General features: G+C 75.5%; 14 protein-coding genes and 2 riboswitches. Of the genes, 6 read left to right on the forward strand and 8 right to left on the reverse strand.

Translation table 11 applies throughout. The features are described from left to right. Positions 1-216: 216 nt before the first annotated feature. Genes lpdA through aceE form a run of 3 tightly spaced genes read right to left on the reverse strand, consistent with a single transcriptional unit; the run spans position 217 to position 6,258 of the window. Positions 217-2,037 carry a dihydrolipoyl dehydrogenase gene (gene lpdA, locus SK069_RS04190; RefSeq protein WP_406628225.1) on the reverse strand — a complete coding sequence of 607 codons (1,821 nt, stop codon included), beginning with the start codon at positions 2,035-2,037 and terminating at the stop codon, positions 217-219. A 49-nt stretch (positions 2,038-2,086) separates the two neighbouring features. Continuing rightward, positions 2,087-3,490 carry a dihydrolipoyllysine-residue acetyltransferase gene (locus SK069_RS04200; RefSeq protein ID WP_319952928.1) on the reverse strand — a complete coding sequence of 468 codons (1,404 nt, stop codon included), beginning with the start codon at positions 3,488-3,490 and terminating at the stop codon, positions 2,087-2,089. After that, on the reverse strand, positions 3,478-6,258 hold the full coding sequence (gene aceE, locus SK069_RS04205; protein ID WP_319952929.1) for a pyruvate dehydrogenase (acetyl-transferring), homodimeric type: 2,781 nt from the start codon (positions 6,256-6,258) through the stop codon (positions 3,478-3,480). Before aceE ends, SK069_RS04200 begins: the two co-directional genes overlap by 13 nt. Positions 6,259-6,674: 416 nt before the next feature. On the opposite strand from aceE, the gene SK069_RS04210 reads away from it, so the two are divergent. Together SK069_RS04210 and SK069_RS04215 are read left to right on the forward strand one after the other, a co-directional pair. Continuing rightward, on the forward strand, positions 6,675-8,552 hold the full coding sequence (locus SK069_RS04210; protein ID WP_319952930.1) for an AMP-binding protein: 1,878 nt from the start codon (positions 6,675-6,677) through the stop codon (positions 8,550-8,552). A 68-nt stretch (positions 8,553-8,620) separates the two neighbouring features. Then, on the forward strand, positions 8,621-9,325 hold the full coding sequence (locus tag SK069_RS04215) for an antibiotic biosynthesis monooxygenase (protein WP_319952931.1): 705 nt from the start codon (positions 8,621-8,623) through the stop codon (positions 9,323-9,325). A 71-nt stretch (positions 9,326-9,396) separates the two neighbouring features. Here SK069_RS04215 and SK069_RS04220 read toward each other — a convergent pair whose 3' ends face one another. From SK069_RS04220 to SK069_RS04230, 3 genes are all read right to left on the reverse strand, one after another. Then, positions 9,397-10,230 (reverse strand): sulfurtransferase, encoded by an 834-nt coding sequence (locus SK069_RS04220; protein ID WP_319952932.1) that lies wholly within the window; start codon positions 10,228-10,230, stop codon positions 9,397-9,399. A 9-nt stretch (positions 10,231-10,239) separates the two neighbouring features. Beyond that, entirely contained in the window at positions 10,240-10,467 is a 228-nt protein-coding gene (locus SK069_RS04225) for a hypothetical protein (protein WP_319952933.1), read from the reverse strand. A gap of 204 nt (positions 10,468-10,671) precedes the next feature. Further along, on the reverse strand, positions 10,672-13,008 hold the full coding sequence (locus tag SK069_RS04230) for a hypothetical protein (RefSeq protein ID WP_319952934.1): 2,337 nt from the start codon (positions 13,006-13,008) through the stop codon (positions 10,672-10,674). Positions 13,009-13,143: 135 nt separating this feature from the next. Further along, a riboswitch (cobalamin riboswitch) is annotated at positions 13,144-13,267 on the reverse strand. A 118-nt stretch (positions 13,268-13,385) separates the two neighbouring features. After that, a riboswitch (cobalamin riboswitch) is annotated at positions 13,386-13,519 on the forward strand. A gap of 52 nt (positions 13,520-13,571) precedes the next feature. On the opposite strand from SK069_RS04230, the gene SK069_RS04235 reads away from it, so the two are divergent. The 4 genes from SK069_RS04235 (at position 13,572) to SK069_RS04250 (ending at position 17,936) form a co-directional block, all read left to right on the forward strand. Next, positions 13,572-15,200, forward strand: a complete 1,629-nt coding sequence (locus SK069_RS04235; protein ID WP_319952935.1) for a hypothetical protein — start codon at positions 13,572-13,574, stop codon at positions 15,198-15,200. Then, positions 15,200-15,994 (forward strand): prenyltransferase/squalene oxidase repeat-containing protein, encoded by a 795-nt coding sequence (locus SK069_RS04240; RefSeq protein WP_319952936.1) that lies wholly within the window; start codon positions 15,200-15,202, stop codon positions 15,992-15,994. The genes SK069_RS04235 and SK069_RS04240 overlap by 1 nt, the downstream gene beginning before the upstream one ends. After that, positions 15,931-16,941 carry a prenyltransferase/squalene oxidase repeat-containing protein gene (locus SK069_RS04245; RefSeq protein ID WP_319952937.1) on the forward strand — a complete coding sequence of 337 codons (1,011 nt, stop codon included), beginning with the start codon at positions 15,931-15,933 and terminating at the stop codon, positions 16,939-16,941. Before SK069_RS04240 ends, SK069_RS04245 begins: the two co-directional genes overlap by 64 nt. Before the next feature lie 83 nt (positions 16,942-17,024). Further along, complete coding sequence (locus tag SK069_RS04250; RefSeq protein ID WP_319952938.1) at positions 17,025-17,936, forward strand: DUF4430 domain-containing protein; 912 nt, start codon at positions 17,025-17,027, stop codon at positions 17,934-17,936. A gap of 168 nt (positions 17,937-18,104) precedes the next feature. On the opposite strand, the gene SK069_RS04255 is transcribed toward SK069_RS04250, so the two are convergent. Both SK069_RS04255 and SK069_RS04260 read right to left on the reverse strand, forming a co-directional pair. Next, positions 18,105-18,470: a bleomycin resistance protein gene (locus SK069_RS04255; RefSeq protein WP_319952939.1), complete on the reverse strand. Its 366-nt coding sequence runs from the start codon at positions 18,468-18,470 to the stop codon at positions 18,105-18,107. A gap of 105 nt (positions 18,471-18,575) precedes the next feature. Then, positions 18,576-22,202, reverse strand: a complete 3,627-nt coding sequence (locus SK069_RS04260) for a ribonucleoside-diphosphate reductase subunit alpha (protein ID WP_319952940.1) — start codon at positions 22,200-22,202, stop codon at positions 18,576-18,578.

A 22,202-nucleotide genomic window follows, 5' to 3' on the forward strand; every position in this document is an offset into this window, starting at 1 on the left:
CGGAAGCTCAAGATCGCACGGCGGACAGCGGGTTCGAACGGGCACGCGGCGCCCGGTCGTCGCCCGATCCGGGCGCGCCGGATGCCCGGTTGGCCGCTGCTCCCGGACGGCCGGCACCCCACCGCGCGTCCACCGCGGGCGGGGCCGGTGTCCGACCGGCCCCGGCCGCGCTGCAGGGCCGCGGCCCGACCGAGCGCCGGCCCGCCGCGCCGGCGCTCAGCGGCGGCGCTTGCGCTTCGGCGGCAGGTCGGTGATCGTGCCCTCCGCCACCTCGGCCGCGAACGCGACGGTCTCCGAGAGCGTCGGGTGCGCGTGGACGGTGAGGCCCAGGTCGCCCGCCTCCGCCCCCATCTCGAGCGCGAAGCCCGGCTCGGCGATGAGCTCGCCGGCGTTCGCGCCGACGATCCCGGCGCCCAGCACGCGGCGGCTCGCCGGGTCGACGAGGAGCTTCGTGCGGCCGCTCGGGCTCCCGGTCGAGAGCGCGCGACCGGACGCCGACCACGGGAAGAGCCCGACCTCGACGGTCCGGCCCTCCGCCTTCGCCTGCGTCTCGGTCAGGCCGACCCACGCGACCTCGGGGTCGGTGTAGGCGACCGACGGGATCCCGCGCGCGTCGAAGGCGACGTCCTCGCCCGCGATCACCTCGGCGGCGACCTTGCCCTCGTGGGCCGCCTTGTGGGCGAGCATCGGCTGCCCGACGACGTCGCCGATCGCGAAGACGTGCGGCACCTTCGTGCGCAGCTGGTCGTCGACCGGCACGAAGCCGCGCTCGTCGACCTCGACGCCGATCTCCTCCAGGCCGAGGCCCCGGCCGTTCGGCGCGCGTCCGACGGCGACGAGGACGCGATCGAAGGTCCCGCCGTCCTCCGCGTCGCCCCGCTCCCAGCGCACGGCGACGCCGTCCTCGCCGGCCTCCACGCTCGTGACCCTCGTCGACAGGTGGATCGCGTCGTAGCGTTCCTCGATCCGCTTCTGGAGCGGCTTGACGAGGTCCTTGTCGGCCCCCGGGATGAGCTGGTCGGCCATCTCCACGACGGTCACCGCCGCGCCGAGCGCGTCGTAGACCGTGGCCATCTCCAGGCCGATGATCCCGCCGCCGATGACGAGCAGCCGCTCGGGGACGTCCGCGAGCTCCAGGGCCCCGGTCGAGTCGATGATCCGCTCGTCGTCGGGCAGGTCCGGCAGCGCGATCGGCCGCGAGCCGGTGGCGACGATCAGGTGGTCGAAGGTCACCTCGGTCCCGCCGACGTCGAGCGCGTGCTCCTCCGTGACCCGCGCCTCGCCGGTGACGACGCGGACCTCGCGAGCCTTCGCCATCTGGGCCAGCCCACCGGTGAGCCGCTCGACGATCCCGTCCTTCCAGCCGCGCAGCGCGTCGAGGTCGACCTCGGGCTCACCGAACGCGATCCCGTGCTCGGCGGCGCCCTGGGCGTCGGTGAGGACCTTCGCGGCGTGCAGCAGCGCCTTGGACGGGATGCACCCGACGTTCAGGCACACGCCACCGAGGCGCTCGTCGCGCGTGACGAGCACGACGTCGAGGCCGAGGTCCGCGGCGCGGAAGGCCGCCGTGTAGCCGCCGACGCCCGAGCCCAGCACGACGACCTCGCCGTGCGTCTCGGCGCGGCGGGGGGCCTTGCCGGCCGCGGGCCGCTCCTTCGGCGCGTCCTCCGCGGCGGCGTCCCCGCCGGACGTCGGTGCCGCGTCGCCCGTCGTCGGCGCGGCCTGCGCCCGCTCGGTGGCCTCCGGCTTCGCGGCGTCCGACCCGGCGTCGTCGCCGCCCGCGCCGTCCTCGGCGTCGGCGGTCTCGACGACCGCGATCACGGTGCCCTCGGCGACCGTGTCGCCGACGGCGACCTTCAGCGCCTGGATCGTGCCGGCGACCGTGGAGGGGACCTCCATCGTCGCCTTGTCGGACTCGAGGACGACCAGCGGGTCCTCGAGCGCCACCTCGTCGCCCTCGGCGACGAGCAGCTCGATCACCGGGACGTCCTCGAAGTCCCCGATGTCGGGGACGGTGACCTCGCGGGTCTGGCTCATCGCGGCGCTCCGCTGTCGTGGGTCGTGGTCGTCGTCATCGTCGGGCGCCTCACAGCAGCACCCGCCGCAGGTCGCCGAGCACCTGCGCGAGGTGCACGCAGAAGCGGGCCGCCAGCGCGCCGTCGATGACGCGGTGGTCGTAGGAGAGCGACAGCGGCAGCATGAGCCGCGGCTGGAACGCGCTGCCGTCCCAGACCGGCTTGGTGACCGACCGGGTCACGCCGAGGATCGCCACCTCGGGCGCGTTGATGATCGGGGTGAACACCGTGCCGCCGATCCCGCCGAGGCTCGAGATCGAGAACGTGCCGCCGCTCATGTCGCCGGGCGAGAGCTTGCCGGCCCGGGCCTTGCCGGAGAGCTCCGTGAGCTCCTCGGCGAGCTGCAGGATCCCCTTGCGGTCGACGTCGCGGATGACCGGGACGACGAGGCCGTTGGGGGTGTCGGCCGCGAAGCCGAGGTGGTGGTACTTCCGCAGGACGAGCTCGTCCCCGTCGAGCGAGCTGTTCAGCCGCGGGAACGCGTGCAGCGACGCCGAGACCGCCTTCAGCAGCAGGGCGACCATCGTCACCTTGACGTCGGACTGCTCGCCGTTCAGGCGCTTGCGGAACGCCTCGAGCTCGGTGATGTCCGCCTCGTCGCTGTGGGTGACGTGCGGGATCCGGACCCAGTTGCGCGCGAGGTTGGCCCCCGAGAGCCGCTGGATCTTCGTCAGCGGGATCCGCTCGACCTCGCCGAACTTCTCGAAGTTCACCTTCGGCCACGGCGCGAGGCCGAGGTCGCTGCCCGCGGCGACGGTCGGCGGGGTGGCCGGCGTCTCGTCGGCGGCGTGCGGGTGCGTCGCGGCCTCCTCGACGTCCTCGCGCGTGATCCGGCCGTTGCGGCCCGTGCCGGCGACGGCGCGCAGGTCCACGCCGCGCAGGCGCGCCAGCCGCCGGACCGTCGGGCTCGCGTAGACCGGGCCGTCGTCGGAGGCCGGCGCGTAGGCGCGGCCGCCGCGCGGCTGCTCGCCGCCGGGTGCCGGGGAGCGCACCGGGGTGGCGTCCCTGGCCGCCTCCGCGGACCCCTCGGCCCGTCCGGAGGACGCTCCGCCGCCCTGCGCGTCGCCACCGGCGGAGCGCTGCGCGCTCCCGCCGGAGCCGGTCGCCTCGCCGGCGGAGGAGCCCTGCTCGGCGTCGCCCGCGGAGGCCTCCGGATGGTCGCCGGCCCCACCGCCGTCGGCGTCGATCACCGCGATGACCGTGCCCTCGGCGACGGTGTCCCCGACGGCGACCTTCAGCTCCTTCACGGTGCCGGCGGCGCTCGACGGGACCTCCATCGTCGCCTTGTCCGACTCGAGGACGACGAGCGGGTCCTCCTCGGCCACGGTGTCGCCGACCGACACGAGCAGCTCGATGACCGGCACGTCCTCGAAGTCCCCGATGTCGGGGACCTTCACCTCGCTCAGCGTCGCCACGGTGCCTCCACGTCGGTGTCGATCTCGTACTGCTCGATGGCCTGCTGCGCGTCCTCGGCCCGGCCGAGCGCGTGCAGGGTGGCGACCACCACGTGGTGGCGGTCGACCTCGAAGAACCGGCGCAGCGCGCGGCGGTAGTCCGAGCGACCGAAGCCGTCGGTGCCCAGGACGACGTACTCGCCGGGGATCCACGGCCGGACCTGCTCGGCGACCGCCCGCACGTAGTCCGTGGCGGCGATCACCGGCACGCCGTCGCGCTCGTCGTCGCCGGCGAGCGCGCTGGTGACGAACGGCACCTCGGGCTCCGCGGTCGGATGCAGGCGGTTGCGCCGCTCGACCGCCTGGCCGTCGCGGGCGAGCTCGCTGAACGACGTCACGCTGAAGACGTCGGCCTCCACCCCCCAGCCCTCCCGCAGGAGCTGCGCGCCCGCGAGGACCTCGCGGAGGATCGTGCCGGAGCCGAGCAGCCGCACGTCGGGCGTGCGCTCCTCCTCGACCTCCTCGGGCGGGGTCCCCTGCGGCGGGCCCTGCTCGTCGTCCTCGTGGCTCGTGGCCTCGGCCTCGGCGAACGGCGCGCCGGCGGCGTGGACCCGGTGGACGCCCTTGAGGATCCCCTCGATCGAGCCCTCCGGCAGCGCGGGCTGCCGGTAGTTCTCGTTCATCACGGTGAGGTAGTAGAAGACGTCCTCCTGCTCGGCGACCATCCGCCGCAGGCCGTCGTGGACGATCACCGCCAGCTCGTACCCGTAGGCCGGGTCGTAGGCGACGCAGTTCGGGATCAGGGCGGCCTGCAGGTGGCTGTGGCCGTCCTCGTGCTGGAGGCCCTCGCCGTTGAGGGTCGTGCGCCCGGCGGTGCCGCCGATGAGGAACCCCCGCGCGCGGCTGTCGCCGGCCGCCCAGGCGAGGTCGCCGACCCGCTGGAACCCGAACATCGAGTAGTAGACGTAGAACGGGATCATCGGGACGCCGTGGTTGGAGTACGACGTCGCCGCGGCGATCCAGGACGACATCGCGCCCGGCTCGTTGATCCCCTCCTGGAGGATCTGGCCCTGGCGGTCCTCCCGGTAGAACATGAGCTGCTCGGAGTCCTCGGGCTGGTAGAGTTGCCCGACCTGGGAGTAGATCCCGAGCTGGCGGAACATCCCCTCCATGCCGAACGTCCGCGACTCGTCGGGGACGATCGGGACGATGTGCTTCTTCAGCGCCTTGTCGCGCAGGAGCGCCGACAGCACGCGGACGAAGACCATCGTCGTCGAGACCTCGCGGTCCGCGGAGCCGTCGAGGACGCTGCGGAAGACCTCGAGGTCGGGCACCGGCAGCGCCTCGGCCTGCGTCCGGCGCGCCGGGAGGCTGCCGCCGAGCGCCTCGCGCTGCTCGCGCAGGAAGGTCATCTCCGGGCTGTCGTCCGGCGGCTTCTTGAACGCGGCCCGCTCGACCTCGGCGTCGGAGAGCTCCAGCCCGAACCGCTCGCGGAAGGTGAAGAGGACCTCCTCGGTCATCTTCTTCTGCTGGTGGGTGATGTTCTGGCCCTCGCCGGAGGCCCCCATCCCGTAGCCCTTGATGGTCTTCGCGAGGATCACCGTGGGCTGACCCTCGTGGGCGCGGGCCGCGGCGTACGCGGCGTACACCTTCGAGGGGTCGTGGCCGCCGCGGTTCAGGGCCCAGACCTCCTCGTCGGACCAGTCCTCCACCATCTTCGCCGTCTCGGGGCGCTTGCCGAAGAAGTGCTCGCGGACGTAGGCGCCGTCGCGGGACTTCAGCGCCTGGTACTCGCCGTCGACCGTCTCCTCCATGACCTCCACGAGGTGCCCCTCGTCGTCGGCCGCCAGGAGCGGGTCCCAGCGGGAGCCCCAGACGACCTTGATGACGTTCCAGCCCGCGCCGCGGAACTCGGCCTCGAGCTCCTGCACGATCTTGCCGTTGCCGCGGACCGGCCCGTCGAGGCGCTGCAGGTTGCAGTTGACGACGAACGTCAGGTTGTCGAGCTTCTCGCGCCCGGCCATCCCGATCGCGCCCATCGACTCGGGCTCGTCCATCTCGCCGTCGCCGCAGAAGACCCAGACGTCGCGGTCGGCGCACTGGCTCATGCCGCGGCCCTGGAGGTACTTCATGAACCGCGCCTGGTAGATCGCCATGATCGGCCCGAGGCCCATCGACACCGTCGGGAACTGCCAGAAGTCCGGCATGAGCCACGGGTGCGGATAGGACGAGAGGCCGCGAGCGTCGCCGCCGACCCGGGCGGGCACGCCGAGGCCGGACGCGCCGGACTCCTGCCGGAAGTTCCGCAGCTGGTCCTCGGTGATCCGGCCCTCGAGGTACGCGCGGGCGTAGATGCCGGGCGAGCTGTGGCCCTGGACGTAGACGAGGTCGCCGCCGTGCTCCTCGCTCGGCGCCCGCCAGAAGTGGTTGAAGCCGACCTCGTAGAGCGTCGCGGCGGACTGGAAGCTCGCGATGTGCCCGCCGAGCTCGGAGGACTCCTTGTTCGCCTGCAGCACCGTGGCCAGCGCGTTCCAGCGCACGAGCGAGCGGAGCCGCCGCTCGACGCCCTGGTCGGTGTCGGGCTCGGCCTGCTGGTCGGCCGGGATCGTGTTGACGTACGGGGTCGTGCCGTGCAGCGACGCGGTCACCCCGCGTCGCGAGGCCCGCGCGACGAGCTGCTCCAGCAGCGCCTCGGCGCGCTCGGGTCCGTCGTGGTCGAGCACCGCATCGAGCGACTCGAGCCATTCCTGGGTCTCGGCGGGATCGGGATCGGGGGGCGTCTCGGCCATGGCTCCTCGTGGACGGCGGGGTGGTGCCCGGCACCGCGACGGCGACCTCCGCCTCCGCGGATCCCGGGGCGCGTCCGTCCCAGCATCGCACGGCGGTCCGGTCGCTGTTGCCACACTAGTATGCAAGTGCGCCCGGGTCACCCCCTGACCGGGTGGTTCGCCACGGAGGGACGGGGATCTCGCGGGCTCGGCGCGCGGCGCCGCTCCACCCTGGGGTCCTCCGTCGCGATGGCCCGCGCCGGCCACCTGCGGGCCGCCGTGTGGCCCCGCCCCTCCCGTCCGTCGTCGGCATGTGACCGGGGGCGTGGACGCCCTGTCCTGGCGCGGAGACGCTCATCAGGACACCGGGCCGGCCCGGCCGGGCGCGGGGGGCGCGCGGCGGGACGGTCGCTCATCCACGCCGAGAGGACCGATCCATGACGACGACCAGCCCCGCCCTGCCCGACGCCAGCGACGCCGTGGCACGCGTGCAGGCCCTTCCCTCGTTCTGCGCGGGATTCCAGGCGATCGTCGCCGAGCGTGGGGGCGACGTGGCGCTGCGCACCGTGGGCGGCGCGATCGAGATCACATGGGCGACCTTCGGCGAGCGCGTGCGGGCGCTCGCGGCGGGCCTCGCCGGCCTCGGCGTCGAGCGCGGCGACACGGTCGGCGTGATGCTCGTCAACCGGCCCGAGTTCCACCTCGTGGACACCGCGGCGCTGCACCTCGGCGCGACGCCGTTCTCGATCTACAACTCGTCCTCGCCGGACCAGATGCTCCACCTGTTCGGCAACGCGGGCAACCGCGTCGTGGTCACGGAGCGGGCCTTCCTCGACCGGATCCTCGCCGTTCGCGGGCAGACGGCGATCGAGCACGTCGTGGTCGTCGACGCCGCCGACGGGCAGGAGGACGTGCTCTCGCTCGACGCGCTCGAGGCGACCGCCCCGCCGGCCGGCTTCGACTTCGACGCCACCTGGGGCGCCGTGACGCGCGACGACGTCGCGACGCTCATCTACACGTCCGGCACGACGGGCCCGCCGAAGGGCGTCGAGCTCACGCACGGCAGCCTGCTGGCCGAGATCGAGGCGACGCTCCAGATCCTGCCCGTCGTCCCGGGCGACCGGATCCCGTCCTACCTGCCCTCCGCGCACATCGCCGACCGCTGGATCGGGCACTACACGATGCTCGTCCTCGGGCTCCAGATCACGTCGGTCCCCGACCCGCGCCAGGTCGCCGGCGCGCTGGCCGACGTCCGTCCGACCGTCTGGGGCGCGGTCCCGCGCGTGTGGGAGAAGCTGAAGGCCGGCATCGAGGCGAAGATCGCCGGCGAGCCCGACGAGACCCGGCGCCAGGGCATGCAGTGGGCGATCGGGGTCGGCCAGCGGAAGGTCGCCGCCGAGCAGGCGGCGATCACGGGCACCGGCCCCGGTCCCGACGAGGCGCTGCTGGCCGAGTACGCGAAGGCCGACGAGCTCGTCCTGAGCAAGCTCCGCGCGGCGATCGGCCTGGATCAGGTCCGCTGGTCGGTCTCGGGTGCCGCCCCGATCCCGCAGGAGGTGCTCGTCTTCTTCGGCGCCATCGGGATCCCGATCTGCGAGCTCTGGGGCATGTCGGAGCTCTCCTGCTGCGCGGCGATCAACCCGCCGGAGCGGGTGAAGATCGGCACGGTCGGCCCGCCGGTGCCGGGCCTCGAGGTCCGCCTCGACGACGACGGCGAGGTCCTCGTGAAGGGCCCGACGGTCATGCGCGGCTACCGCAACCAGCCCGACAAGACCGCGAAGACGTTCACAGCGGACGGCTGGCTGCGGACCGGGGACGTCGGCGCGATCGACGACGAGGGCTACCTCACCCTCATCGATCGCAAGAAGGAGCTCATGATCAACGCGGCCGGCAAGAACATGTCGCCCGCGAACATCGAGCAGGCGATCAAGGCCTCGAGCCCGCTGATCGGCCAGGCCGTCGCGATCGGCGACGCCCGGCCCTACAACGTGGCCCTCATCGTGCTCGACCCCGACGTCGGCGCGGTCCACGCCGAGCAGGCGGGGCTCCCCGACGGCAGCGCCGCCACCCTCGCGGCGGACCCGGGCGTGCGCGCCGCGGTCGCGGCCGGGGTCGCCGCGGCCAACGAGCAGCTCTCGCGCGTGGAGCAGATCAAGCGGTTCCGGATCCTCGCCGTCGACTGGGAGCCGGCCGGCGACGAGCTGACCCCGACGTCGAAGCTCAAGCGCAAGCCGATCGCCGAGAAGTACGCGGCGGAGATCGAGGCGCTCTACGGCGACGACGCGTCGCAGTGGCAGGAGCCCGCGGCCGGCTGATCCCGGGCCGCGCCCGTCCGGGCGCCAGGAACGTGGCCGCGATCGGCGGCGGTCGGCATGCTGGGCGCATGACGACCGTCGCCCGCCACGTCCGCTTCACCGCTCGCGCCGGCCAGGGAGGCTCGCTCGCCGACGCGCTGCTGGCCGCCGCCGCCGGGATGCGCAGCACCCCCGGCTGCCTGCGCTGGATCGTCTCGCGCGGCGCGCAGGAGCCCGACGTCGTGGTCGTCGAGGAGCTCTGGCGCGACGCCGACCACCTCGCCGCGGCCGAGGACGGCCTCCAGGAGGACGAGTCGGTCCGGGAGGTGCTCGCGCTGCTGGATCCCGCGACCCCGCCGCAGCGGATCGACCTGGAGCCGCTCGGCGGCGTCGGGCACCTGCCGGCCGCGCCCGACGGGGTGACGCTGCTGCACCTCGACGACGCCGAGGACAAGGCGCCGGGCTTCGAAATGGGCGACGTCGGCGCGGCGCGGTTCCCGACCGGCGAGCTCGGGCTCGGACAGACCGGCGTCGCGCTGCACTCGATGAAGCCGGGACGCCGTCACCCGTTCGGGCACCAGCACGGCGAGGCCGAGGAGCTCTACGTCGTGCTCGCGGGCAGCGGCCGGGCGAAGCTCGACGACGAGGTCGTCGAGCTCGGCGAGCGCGACGCGCTGCGCGTCGGTCCGCGGGTGACGCGCGCCTTCGAGGGCGGGCCGGAGGGCCTGGAGCTGCTCGTCGTGGGTCCGCGGCGCGAGGGCGACGGCGAGGTGCTGCCCGGCTGGTGGAGCTGAGCGCCGGCCCCGGGAAGGCCGGTCGGGCGATCCGGCCCCCGCGGTCCGCGGGGGACCGGACCGCTCGCGCCTCAGTCGCCGGTGGCGACCGGCAGGTCGTGGGCGCTGTACTGCGACCACGAGCCGGGGTAGAGCGCGCCCTCGAGGCCGGCGATCGCGGCGGCGGCCAGCAGGTGCGCGGCCGTCACGCCGGACCCGCACGAGGCCGTGACCCGCTCGCCGCCGTCGGCCCCCACCGCGGCGAACCGCGCGCGGAGCTCCTCCCGCGGCAGGAACCGGCCGTGCGCGTCGAGCAGGCTGCCGGTCGGCAGGTTGCGCGCTCCGGGGACGTGCCCGGCCTTGCGGTCGACCGGCTCGACCTCGCCGCGGAACCGCTCCGGCGCGCGGGCGTCGAGCAGCACGCCGTCGCGCGCGGTCGCGGGGATCGCGTCGAGCTCGACCGTCGGCAGGCGCCCGGCGCCGTCGAAGGTCACCTGCCCGCCGTGCGGGATCGTCTCGCGCGTCTCGAGCCCGGCACCGGTCGCCGTCCACGCCGCGAGGCCGCCGTCCAGCAGCCGCACGTCCTCGAGGCCGGCCCAGCGCAAGAGCCACCAGGCGCGGGCGGCGGCGAGGTTGCCGCTCGCGTCGTAGGCCACCACGCGGCTGTCGTCGTCGATCCCCCAGCGACGGGCGGCGGCCTGGAGGTCGGCCACGTCCGGCAGCGGATGCCGGCCGCGCTCGGGCGACGGGGGCGCCGCGAGCTCGTGGTCGAGGTCGACGAAGACCGCGCCGGGCAGGTGGCCCTCGAGGTACTCGTCGTGGCCGGGGGGACCGCCGAGGGACCAGCGGACGTCGAGGAGGACCAGGCGGCCCGGATCGGCGTCGAGCTCGGCGGCCAGGTCGGGAGCAGTGACGATCACGTCCATCTGGTCACACTACGCACCCGGCCGACGGAGCTCGACCGGTCGCTCGGGAGCTCGGCGGGCGTGGCGCTCGCGCAGACGACGTCGGCCGCGCGCGGGCAGCCCGGGCGAGCCGTGGCGGCCCGGCGTCGCCGCGGACGCCCGCTCGGCGAGGTCGGCCGCCGGGTCCAGCCGGTCGTAGCGGTTGTCGACGCTCACGCAGAGCCAGGTCCGCGCGTGCCCGAGCCCGCCCCCGAGCACGGCGGTGCTCAGCGTCCGCCGCGTGCCGCCGAGATCGACGACGAGCGACGGGAGCGCCGCGGCGTCCGGGAGGACCGTCGCGTCGGCGGCGGAGAGCCGCCGCGCTTCGGGCCAGCGGGGCGGGGACGCCGCGGGACCCGGCCCCTGTGGCCGGGCCGCCGGGGTCGGGCGGCGCGCCGCCCGACCCCGGATCGCGGGTGCTGCTCAGCGCCGCGCGGCCGGCGTCGCGCGCTTCGCCTTCGCGGTGGCCGTCGCACCCGTCACCCGCACCGGCAGCCGCGTCGTCCGCTTGCCCGTGCCGATCCGCAGGGTGTAGCTGCCGGTCGTGATCGAGCGGCCGCGCACCCCGGTCAGCGCGGTCCGCGTCCCGCGGACGGTGCCGCGGGCGAACGTCCGGCCGCCCCGCGTCAGGCGCGCGGAGACCCGGCGGGCGCGGGCGTCGGCGGCGGAGACCGCGCAGCTCACGCGCAGGGTCCGTCCGCGGCGGACGCGGCAGCGCACGGCGGCGTCGGCGCCCTTCGCGCCGGCGTGCCCGCGGGCGCCCGTGGCGCCCTGCGGCCCGGCCGGGCCGGTGGCGCCCTGCGGACCGGCGGGCCCCGGGGCGCCGGGCGCGCCGTTCGCGCCGTCGACGCCGTTCACCCCGTCAGCGCCGTTGGTCCCATCGGCGCCGTCCGCGCCGTCTGCGCCGTTCGTCCCATCGGCGCCGTCCGCGCCGTCTGCGCCGTCGGCTCCATCGGCCCCGGGCGCTCCGTCGTCGCCCTTCGGCAGCGTGCCCGCGAAGCCGCGCAGCTGCGCGTCGGCGGAGAGGACGCTCCGGTTCGCCCCGCGCAGGGCGACGGTCGCGACCCGCTCACCCGCGTCGCCGGGCGCGAAGCGGACCTCGACGGTGCAGGAGTCCCCCGCGTCGAGGACCTCGTCCGCGCAGCCGTCGCGGGTGACGAGGAAGTCCGACGCATCCCGGCCGGCGACCACCGCGCGCAGCGGCTCGGCGTCGTCCTGGGTGGCGGTGAAGCGCAGCGTCCGCGCGCCGCCGATCGTGCTCAGCGCCTGGGTGCCGAAGTCGTACGCCTGCGCGTCGGGCGAGACCGGCCCCCCGACCTCGAGCGCCACGACGTCGCCGAAGCCGACGGGCTGGTCCCCCGCCGCCTGCTGCGGACCGCCGTCGAAGCGGACCTTCCACCCCTGCCCGACCGGCGCGGCGTCGCCGTTGACGGCGGTCACGGCGCCGCCCGTCGCCGTCCAGTCGTCGACGCATCCCGCCGGCACCGACGTCGTCCGGGCCTTCTCGAGGACGGTCGTCAGCGGGTCGCCGTTCGCGATGGTCACCGCGCAGAAGCGCACGTCGCCGTCACCGGCATCGACGCTCAGGGCGACCGGCACCGGCGCGCCCGCGGCGACGGTCGGGGCCGGGCGCAGACGCGGATCGGCGGGGTTCGCGCGGGCCGGCGCCGGGGCCGCCCACCGGTGGCGCGAGAGCGCCCGGGTCCCGGCCTCGGTCGCGTTCATGTCGTAGCCGCCGTTCGGGTACGCGGTCGTCGGCTGGTAGCGGAAGCTGCCGAACGACGCGTCGGCCGGCTGCGGCAGGCGCTGCTGCGAGAGCAGGAACGTCACCGGCGTGCTCCCGTTGGGGGTCGTCCAGTCGGCGCCCTGCGGGTCGACGCCGCAGGCCTTCAGGCCGATCAGCGCCCATGCCGCCGAGGGCGTGTTGTTCGGACCGACCCCGTTCTCGGTCGCCGTGCCGAAGCCACCGGTGGTGGGGTTCAGGCGCGTCCGAAGCCACGCGAGGCCCTTGGCGACCGGCTCGTCGGCCGGGGTCATGCCCTCCTGGCAGAGCATCGACAGGACCGCGCCGGTCATGTCGATGTCGCTGTTGCCGGTGCTCGTCGCGGTGAACGACCAGCCGCCGTTCTGGGTGGCGTTCGCGTTGCCCGTCTTCTGCGCCGCGAGCAGCCTCGACACGATCTTCCGCCGCACCCCCTGCGGCAGGTGCAGGCTGTCGGTGGCCAGCAGCGCGAACCCGTCGCTGTTCGGGGCGAACGCCCCGAAGTCGCCCTGGGCGACCCGCCACTTGCTGGCCAGCGTCGCGGTGAGGCTGAGGTCCTGGCGCAGCTTCGTGACCTGGAGGCCGGCCGAGGAGGCGATCAGCGCCTCGCGACCCAGCGCGCCCGCCGAGGCCGCCGCGGGAGCCGGCAGCGCCGACCACCCGGCGAAGCTGCCGCCGGACTGGAAGGTGCTGTCGACGTAGTCCTGCAGGCTCTGCGTCGCACCCGCCGCGGTGTTCCGGACGTCCGCGGCGTTGATGCCCGCGGCGGCGAGCGTCGTCACGGCCCAGTTACCGTTGAAGCCGGGCAGCGAGCCGTTCGTCGGGCCGCCGGGCAGGCCGGTGGCCTGCCTGCCCTGCATCCCGGCGATCCACGCGCCTCCGCGCTGGACGGCCGTGTCGACGTCGGCCTGTGGGACCGCTGCGGAGGCGGTCGCGGGGACGGCCGCCGTGAGGGCGAGGGCGGCGGCGAGGGTGAGGCGCCGCGGTGATGTCTGCATGTCGTGGCTCCGATTCCGGGACGACGGCGCAGACGACGCGCCACGGTCGAGCGGCGCGTCGGCGGCCGCCGTCCATGCGCGGGACGGGTGGGCGGGGCGGGAGCCGTCCGGGGACGGTCCCGTGGGCGTCCGATGGGTCTTCGGGCTCGGGTTCGTCCTCGCGACCCGCCTTCCCGGCGACCGAGGTCACCAGTGGCACGATGCGTCGCTCGTCCCCCACACCGCTGCGCGTCAGCCCCGGAGTCGCACCGGAGTTCCCCGCTCGGAACGCGACCACCGTAGCAGGGGCCGGATCGTGCCTCGCCGCCGCGCGCACGCCCCGTCCCGCGGCGGGACGCCCCTGCTACCGTCGCTCGAACATCAGCGGAACGTGGTGCAGGGAAGTCCGGTGAGAGACCGGCGCGGACCCGCCACTGTGAGCGAGCAAGGACCCGCACGCGCCCTGCGCGCAGCCACTGGGAGGCGACTCCTGGGAAGGCGCGGACATCCGCTCTCGCGAGCCAGGAGACCTCCCCGGTCCGCCTCGTCGTCGAACCCCGTCGGGACTACGGGAAGGACATCGCATGGCTCGCACTACGGCCCGCGGCGCTCGCCGCGCGGCACTGCTCATCACCCTCGTCGCGCTCGGCGCGCCCGCGTCAGCGGTCGCCGCGCCCAGCGAGCAGCGGGTGCGGATCGAGGGCGCGACCACGACGCTCTACGAGGGCACGCTGCGCACGGACGGGCACGCCGTGCAGGCGACGTCCGACACCCAGTCGCGTCGCTGCGACGGGACGAACAACGGCGCGCACGCCGAGCCGGGACCGACGCCGACGGCCGCCTCCGACGACGCGATGCGCTCGGTCGGGATGGCCTTCGACGGCCAGTGGTACTCGGGCTTCGACGACTACTTCCTCCTGCAGTTCGGCCCCGATCGGGAGGACCCGGCGACGAACGCGTACTGGGGGATCCTCGTCAACGGCGTCTACACCTCGGTCGGCGGCTGCCAGTACCGGCTGAACCCGGGCGACCAGACGCTCTGGGTCTACGACGCGTTCAGCATGCGGGATCTCCTCCGCCTGGACGGCCCGACCGGTATCGGGGAGCCCACGGCGGACGTCGAGGGCGGCCCGACCACCGCGACGGCGCAGTCGTCGTTCGTCGTCGGGCTGCACGCGCCTCTGGTCGTCAAGGCCGTTCGCAACGAGGCGACCGGCGACGTCGGCGCGCCCGGCTCCCGCGCGCCGGCGGTCGGCGTGAGGGTCTCGCCGGTCCTCACCGCCGCCAACGGCGTCCAGACGATCAACGAGGCCGACCCGGCCACCGCCACGACCGGGGCCGACGGCACCGCCACGCTGCGCTGGAGCACCCCCGGCTGGAAGCGCGTCAAGGCGTGGGGCACCGGCGTCGTCCGCTCCAACCGGCTCGACGTCTGCGTGCGCAACGCCGACGGGTCGGGCTGCGGCACGCCGCCCGCCGACACGACGCCGAAGGACCCGCCGCCCACGACGGTCCCCCAGCCGCCGGTGACGAGCACGGGATCGGGCTCCCTCGCCGACGCCGCCGGCCAGGCCGGGGCCACGCCGGTGCGGCTGGGCGCGACGACGATCAGCGCCCTGCGCATCACGACCGACGGCAACCCCGCCGCGCTGACCGGCGTGCGCTGGGCGCTCACCGGCGAGCCGCTGCGGAGCTGGCGGATCGAGTACCGCGATCCGACGGCCGCCAAGCCGCGGTGGCGCACCGCGGCGCGCGGCACGACGCAGCTCTCGGCGCTGCTCGACCTGCCCGCCGGTCGCTCGGCCGACCTGCGCGCGGTGTTCCGCGGCGCCGGTGCGACCAGCACCCGTACGATCGGCCGCGTCGTCGTGCCGCTCGACGAGCGCGTGCGCCAGGTGCGCATCTCGGGCGCCCGCAAGCGGCTGCGCGATCCGCTCGCCTGGCGGCAGACGGTGACCCGCCTGCGCCGCGGCGCGACCGTCCGCGCGACGCTGCGGGCCGGACGTCCGATCGTCGTCGCCCGCGCCGACCGGCGGAAGGCCGTGATCGAGGTCACGGCCGCCGGCGGCCGGCCCCAGCGGCTGACGGTCCGCGGGCACGCCGACGGCCGCACGGTCCTGACGCGCGCCCGCAAGCGCTCCCGCTCCGGCGCGGTGACGATCCGCGTGCGCTCGGGCACCGTGCTCCTCGACGGGCTCGCCGTCGGTCCCTGATGCGGTGGCCGGGCGTCCCGCGGGTCGTGGCGTGGCCGCTGGCGGCGGCGCTCGGCCTGCTCGTGACGCTCGGCGCGCTCGCCCTCGCGGGGCCCTCGGACGCCGCGCGGCCCGGTGCCGCCCAGCGGGACCGCCTGGACCGGATCGTCCGGTTCCTGCAGGACACGCAGAACGACGACGGCGGGTACGGCGGATCGCCGGGTGCGGCGTCCGACCCGCTGTTCTCCGCGTGGGTCGGGATCGGCCTGGCGGCGGCCGGCATCAACCCGCAGGACCAGAAGGCCCCGGGCGCCCGCGGGCGCTCGGTGGCGGAGTACGTGGAGCGCCACGGTCCGCAGCGCACCGCGGGCGGGATCGTGACCACGGAGCTCGAGCGGATCGGGATGTTCGTCAACGCCGCCGGGATGGACCCGTACCGCTTCGGCGGCCGCGACTTCGTCGCGTCGCTGCTGCGGCGCCAGTCGCCGGTGACGTGGACGCCCGGCGCCGGCGATCGTGCGCCCGACCTGCCCCCGCTGCCGGCCGGCGCCGGTGGCCTGCCGACCGACGGCGCGTCGTCCGGGACCCGGCGGGTCGACCCCGTGCCGGTCCCGGCGGGGTGGTCCCGCACCAGACCGGCGGGCGGACGCCGGGGGTCAACGACACGATCTTCGCGATCTTCTTCCTCGCCGGGGTGCCCGGGAGCCGGCTGCGGAGCCCGATCCGCCGCGCGGCGCGGGCGGTCGAGGCGATGCAGCGCCCCGACGGGACGTGGCCGGCGGTGCGCCCCGGTGACGGCACGAACGTCGACATGACCGGCGCGGCGGTGCAGGCGCTGTGCGCCGCCCGGCGCTGTGGCACCCCCGCGGTCGCGAAGGCGATCGCCTGGCTGCGCGAGCGTCAGCAGCCCGACGGCGGCTGGCAGGCCGGCGACCTGCGCGACGAACGGCCCGGCGAGTCGAACGCCGGCACCACGCCGTGGGTCGTCCAGGCGCTGTGGGCGACCGGGCAGGACCCGGCGCGCTGGCGGCGGCCCGGCGGCCGGAACCCGCTGCAGTTCCTCGCCTCGCTGCAGCGCCGCGAGGGCTCGATCCGCTGGCGTGCCTCGCGCGACCTCAACCCGACCTGGATGACCGCCTACGCCGCCGCGGCGTTCGCGGGTCAGCCCTGGCCGGTGGCGGCGCCCCCGCGCGCCTCCGAGGTCCGCCGCGCCGAGCGCGAGGCCCGCCGGGAGCGGCGCGCGCAGGAGCGGGCGCGACGTGCGCGGCGCACGAGCCCCGTGCGCGGTGACGCGGGCGAGGTGCGCGACGGCGGCGGGTCGGTCACCGGTGGCGGCGGCGGTCGCGGGGCCGACCTCTTCAGCCGGCCGCAGCCGCAGAGCCGCGGCGCGACGACCGGCGGCGAGCGCGACACGGAGCGCGACCAGGACCGGCGGCGCGGGACGAAGGGCCGCGACGGCGCGACCGGCACCGCGGCGGCCAGCGGCCCCGGCGACGACGGCGGCGTCCAGAACGGCGAGCGGCCCCGTCCGCAGGGCACGGGCGGGGAGGTCTCCGGCCAGGTCGTCCAGCAGCCGCGCGGCACGGAGGGCACCGAGCAGGAGCGCGCGATCGCCCCGGGCCTGCGCAGCGCCGACGACGGCCGCACGTCGGACCCGCTCGGGCTCGCGCTGCTCGCGGGTCTGCTCGTCGCCGCGGCGGTCGGCGCCCTGCTCGAGCGGCGTCCGCTTCCCGACCCCGTCCCGCCGAGGAGCATCCCGTGATCCCTGCTCGCCGCCCGCCGTCGCCCGCCCGGAGGGACCGGCCCCGGGCCCGCCCGGGCGTCCGTGCGACGGGGGCCGCGCGCGTGCGTACGACGGTGACCGCGCTGCTGGCCGCCGCGCTGCTCGGCGGGTGCGGCCTCGGCGCCGGGGACCCGCCGAGCGACGTCGCGCTGCGGATCACCGAGGACGCCGGCACGCGTCCGCTGCGGGAGATCCCGCGGCCGGAGGTCGCCGGCGAGGACACCGTCGCGCGACTGCTCCAGCGCAACGCGAAGGTCGAGACCTCGTTCTCGGGGCGCTTCGTCAGCGCGATCGACGGTCGCCCCGGTGGCGAGGACGCCGACGGGCGGCGCCGCGACTGGCTCTACTTCGTCGACGGCGTCCTCGCGGACCGCGGCGCCGCGGACGTTCGGGTGCAGGACGGCGACGACGTCTGGTGGGACCGCTCCGACACCGGGCTGGCCGGGGTCACCGCCGTGGTCGGGGCGTTTCCGGCACCGCTCGCGGGCTCCGCCGCCCCGGTCCTCGGGTGCGCCGATCCGGCGACGGCGCCCTGCGCGGCGGCCGCGGTGCGCCTGCGCGAGGCCGGCGCGGCGGCGCGCCCGGTCGCGCTCGACGCCGCGCGGCCCTCCCGGGACCGCGCGGCACGTCGGGTCCTCGTCGGACCATGGTCGGCGCTGCGCCGCGATCCGGTCGCCGGGCTCCTCGCCGGGGATCCGCGTCGCTCCGGCGTCTACGCGATCGTCACCGACGACGGCCTGGTCCCGCTCGACGTCCGGGGGCGCACCGCGCCCGTGGCGCGCCGCTGGGCGCTCATCGCCGCGCTGCGGCCCCGCGGCGGCGGGGTGACGTGGGTCGTGACCGGCGCGACGCAGGCGGACGCCAACCGTGCCGCGAAGGCGCTGCGCGAGCCCGCGCTGAGCGGGCGCTTCGCGGTGGCGCTGCTCGGCGCGGGGCGGCCGGTGGGCCTCCCCCGCCCTGCGGACGCCCGCTGAGCCCGAGCGCCCGCGGCCCACGGCGTCGGCGCCGCACGACGGCCGGGCGGCGGCACGGGCGATCAGGCGTGACGGGCGGTCCGTCGACCGCGACGTACGGAGGCGCGGGGCTCCTCGACGCCCGCGTCCCGGGCTCGTCGAGCCTGCTCGCGTCCCGTGGACCGCCGCTCAGCGCCGGCGCAGCGGCGAGCCGTAGCGCAGGAGGTTGCCGTCCGGGTCCACGTGGGCGCCCTCGCGCAGGCCGTAGTCCGTGTCGACCGGTGACACGTGGCGGCCCGCCGTCCCGCTCGTCGACCACGCCGCGTGGAGGGCGTCGGCGTCGTCGACGTACAGGTAGACGTGCGCGCCGGTGCGCGCCGGATCGTGGTCGGCCCAGCGGCTCAGATGGAGCGCCACGCCGTCGCGCTCGGCGAACGCGTACTGCTCCGCGCCGGCGTACGCCTCGACCGCGAAGCCGAGGGCGCGGTAGTGCGCGATCGCCGCGGCGAGGTCGAGGACGGGCAGGACAGGGGCGGCGCTGCGCAGCCGGGGCACGTCCCGATCCTCGCAGCCGTTTCGCCCTCGCGCCGCGTGCGCGCGACGTCCGGGTCGCGACGAACCCCCGCGCCCGGCCCCCCGGCCCGTCCTTCGGACCCGCTCCTACTGGCAGGCCTCGCACTCGCCGCCGTTGCGCATCGCCTCCAGCGAGCACGCCTGGGCGGCGAGGTCGAGGGTCGTGTCGCCGAGGTCGGACTCCGGATCCGCCGCGGGGCCGGGCGGCGCCGCGACGGTCGCGCTCGCGGCCGCCACCGGGTCGGTGCCGGTCGCGGTCGGCACGGCGTCCGTCGCCCCGACGGCGACGGGCACGGCGGCCACGGGCGTCCCGGCCAGGGTCGGCGGAACGGGCGTCGTGTCGGTCGCGCCGCCGAAGGTCGGGATCGCCCCCGGCGCGAGGCCGTCGGCCGGGGCCGGGGCAGCGCCGGTCGGCGCGGCGTCGGCGGCGACCTTCGCGACCGTCGCCTTCTCGATCGAGGAGGCCCCGAGGGTGCGCAGGTAGTACGTCGTCTTCAGGCCGACGCGCCAGGCGTGGCGGTACATGTGGCTCATCGCCTTCATGTCCGGCGACGGCAGGAAGAGATTCAGCGACTGCGACTGGTCGATCCACTTCTGCCGGCGCGCCGCGGCGTCCACGAGCCAGCGCGCGTCGATCTGGAAGGCGGTCCGGTACCGCTCCTTGAGCTCCGCCGGGATCGCCTCGATCTCCGTCAGGTCGCCGTCGTGCGCCTTGATCGTCTCCGCCAGCCGCCGGCTCCACGCGCCGATCCGCTTGAGGTCGGCGACGAGGAACGGGTTGAGGATCACGAAGTCGCCCGAGAGGTTCGACTTCGCGAAGAGGTTCTTGTACATCGGCTCGATGCACGGCGACGTGCCCATGATGTTCGCGATCGTCGCCGTCGGGGCGATCGCCAGGACGTTCGAGTTGCGCATCCCCTGACGCGCGATCCGCTCCCGCAGCGGCGCCCAGTCCATCCGGCCCCCGCGCGGGACCTCGACCTCCGCCCCGCGCTCCTGCGCGAGGAGGTCCAGCGTGTCCTGCGGCAGCAGGCCGCGGTCCCACTTCGAGCCGGGGTAGGAGCGGTACTGGCCGCGCTCGGCGGCCAGGTCGCTCGAGGCCTCGTAGGCGTAGAAGGCGATCGCCTCCTGCATCTCGTCGGAGAACGCGACGGCCTCGTCGGACGCGAACGCGACGCCCTTGCGGTAGAGCGCGTAGTGCAGGCCCATGACGCCGAGGCCGACCGGGCGGTGGCGCTCGTTCGCCGTCCGCGTGGCGACCGTCGGGTAGAAGTTCACGTCGATCACGTTGTCCAGCGCGCGGACCGCGATCCGGACCGTCTCGCGCAGCCGCTCGTGGTCGATCGCGCCCTCGGGCGTGAGGTGCTGGTCGATGACGATCGAGCCGAGGTTGCAGACCGCGGTCTCCTCCGGCCCGGTGTTCAGCGTGATCTCCGTGCAGAGGTTCGAGGAGTGCACGACGCCCGCGTGGTCCTGGGGCGAGCGGACGTTGCACGGGTCCTTGAACGTGATCCAGGGGTGCCCGGTCTCGAAGAGCATCTTCAGCATCGCCTTCCACAGCTCGAGCGCCGGCAGCCGCTCGCCGTGGAGCTCGCCGGCGTCGACGAGGCGCTCGTAGTGGGCGTAGCGCTCCTCGAACGCGCGGCCGTAGAGGTCGTGCAGGTCCGGGACGTCGGAGGAGCGGAAGAGCGTCCACTCCTCGCGTGCCTCCATCCGCTTCATGAACAGGTCCGGGATCCAGTTGGCCGTGTTCATGTCGTGCGTGCGCCGGCGCTCGTCGCCGGTGTTCTTGCGCAGCTCGAGGAACTCGCGGATGTCGTTGTGCCAGACCTCGAGGTACGCGCAGCCGGCGCCGGCGCGCTTGCCGCCCTGGTTCACCGCGACGAGCTGGTCGTTGTGGAGCTTCAGGAACGGGACGACGCCCTGGCTCTCGCCGTTCGTGGAGCCGATGTGCGAGCCGGTCCCGCGGACCGCCGTCCACGAGCCGCCGAGGCCGCCGGCGTACTTCGAGCACATCGCGTTCTCGGCGATGCCGCGCTGCATGATCGAGTCCAGCGTGTCGTCGACCTTGTAGAGGAAGCACGACGAGAGCTGGGAGTGCAGCGTGCCGGCGTTGAAGAGCGTCGGCGTCGAGGAGCAGAAGCGCCGCTCGCGGTACATCCGGTAGAGGTCGAGGACCCGCGCCTCGCGGTCGGAGTCGGTGGGCTCGCCGAGGCCGATGCCCATCGCGACGCGCAGCCAGAAGAGCTGCGGCGTCTCGATCCGGCGGTGGCGGGCGCCGGTCTTGTCGATCAGCAGGTAGCGGTCGTAGAGCGTCTGCAGGCCGAGGAAGTCGAACGCGAGGTCGGCGGACGGGTCGAGCTCGGCGGCGAGGCGCTCGAGGTCGTAGTCCAGGAGCTTCGGGTCGATGCGGTCGATCGACGCGCCGTGGCGCAGGTTGCGCTCCAGCGCGTCGCGGTGCGCGGCGGCCAGGCCGGCGACGCCGTCGCGGACGATCTCCCAGTCCAGCGCCTCCTCGTAGCAGTACGTCAGGAGGATCCGGCCGGCGAAGGCCGAGTACTCGGCGTCGCGCTCGACGAGCGAGCGGGCGTTGAGGATCGCCAGCGTGCGGATCTCGCGCCGCTCGATGCCGGGGTGGACGGAGCGGCGCAGCTCGCGCTCGAGCTCCTGCGGCGTCGCCTCGACGTCGAGGCCGGTCAGGGCGTAGTCGATCCGCGCGACGAGGTCGCGACCGTCCCACTCGACCTCCTCGCCCTGCTCGTCGAGGACCGGGATCGGCGGGAACGCCGGCTCGGGCATCAGCAGCTGTGCCTGCGCGGCGGCGTCCGTGGCCGCCGTGGAGGCCGTCTCGGCGGCCGCCAGCGTGATCTGCGTGCTCGGGTCCGGCCGCCCCTCCTGCGCGCGCAGCATCGCGCGCTCGGCGCGGTAGACGATGTAGCGCTCGGCCACGCGCATGTGGCCGGCGAGCATGAGCTCCTCCTGCACGAGGTCCTGGACGGTCTCGACCGGGACGAACGGCCGGCCGAGGGCCTCGGCGCGCTCGGTGACGCGCGCGGTGATCGCGGCGGCGGGCTCCGAGTCGACCTGCAGCGAGAGGAACGCCTTGCGGATCGCGGCCTCGATCTTCGTCGCGTCCCACGCGACGACCGCGCCGGAGCGGCGGATCAGCCGCAGGCCGCGACCGTCGCCGGAGCCCGCGCCGTCGGCCGGGGCCGCGTCCCGCGCACCGGACGCGTCGACGCCGCTCGCCGCGGCCGCCCCGCCCGGCTCGGCCTCGACGACCGCGCGGCGCAGGACGAGGGCCTTGGCGACCTCGAACTGGCCGGCCTCGATGAGCTGCGCCTCGACGAGCGCCGAGAGGTCGTGCTCGGAGATCCGCCCCTCGGCGAGCCCGCCGCTGACGAGCCGCTCGCAGACGCGCTTCGTGATCGACGCGACGATCGCGCGGCCGGACGCCGTGTCGGCCCGGCCCTCCTGATGGGCGATGGCGAGCGTCGTCAGCGCGTCGGCGACCATCTCGGCGGCGATCTCCGGCGCGAACGGCCCGTCGCCGCCGTCGGGGCCGGTGACCTGCAGCCCGAGGTCGCGGTAGAGCGAGAACGACGGGCCGGCGGCGAGCGCCGGGGCGACGTCGAAGGGCGGCCGCTGCTCGCCGGGCGTGCCGGCGGCGGCCTTCAGGTCGAGGTCGCGGAGAAGGTCGGAGAAGTCGAGCAT

It is taken from the genome of Patulibacter brassicae (assembly GCF_033949425.1).
Classification (GTDB): domain Bacteria; phylum Actinomycetota; class Thermoleophilia; order Solirubrobacterales; family Solirubrobacteraceae; genus Patulibacter; species Patulibacter brassicae.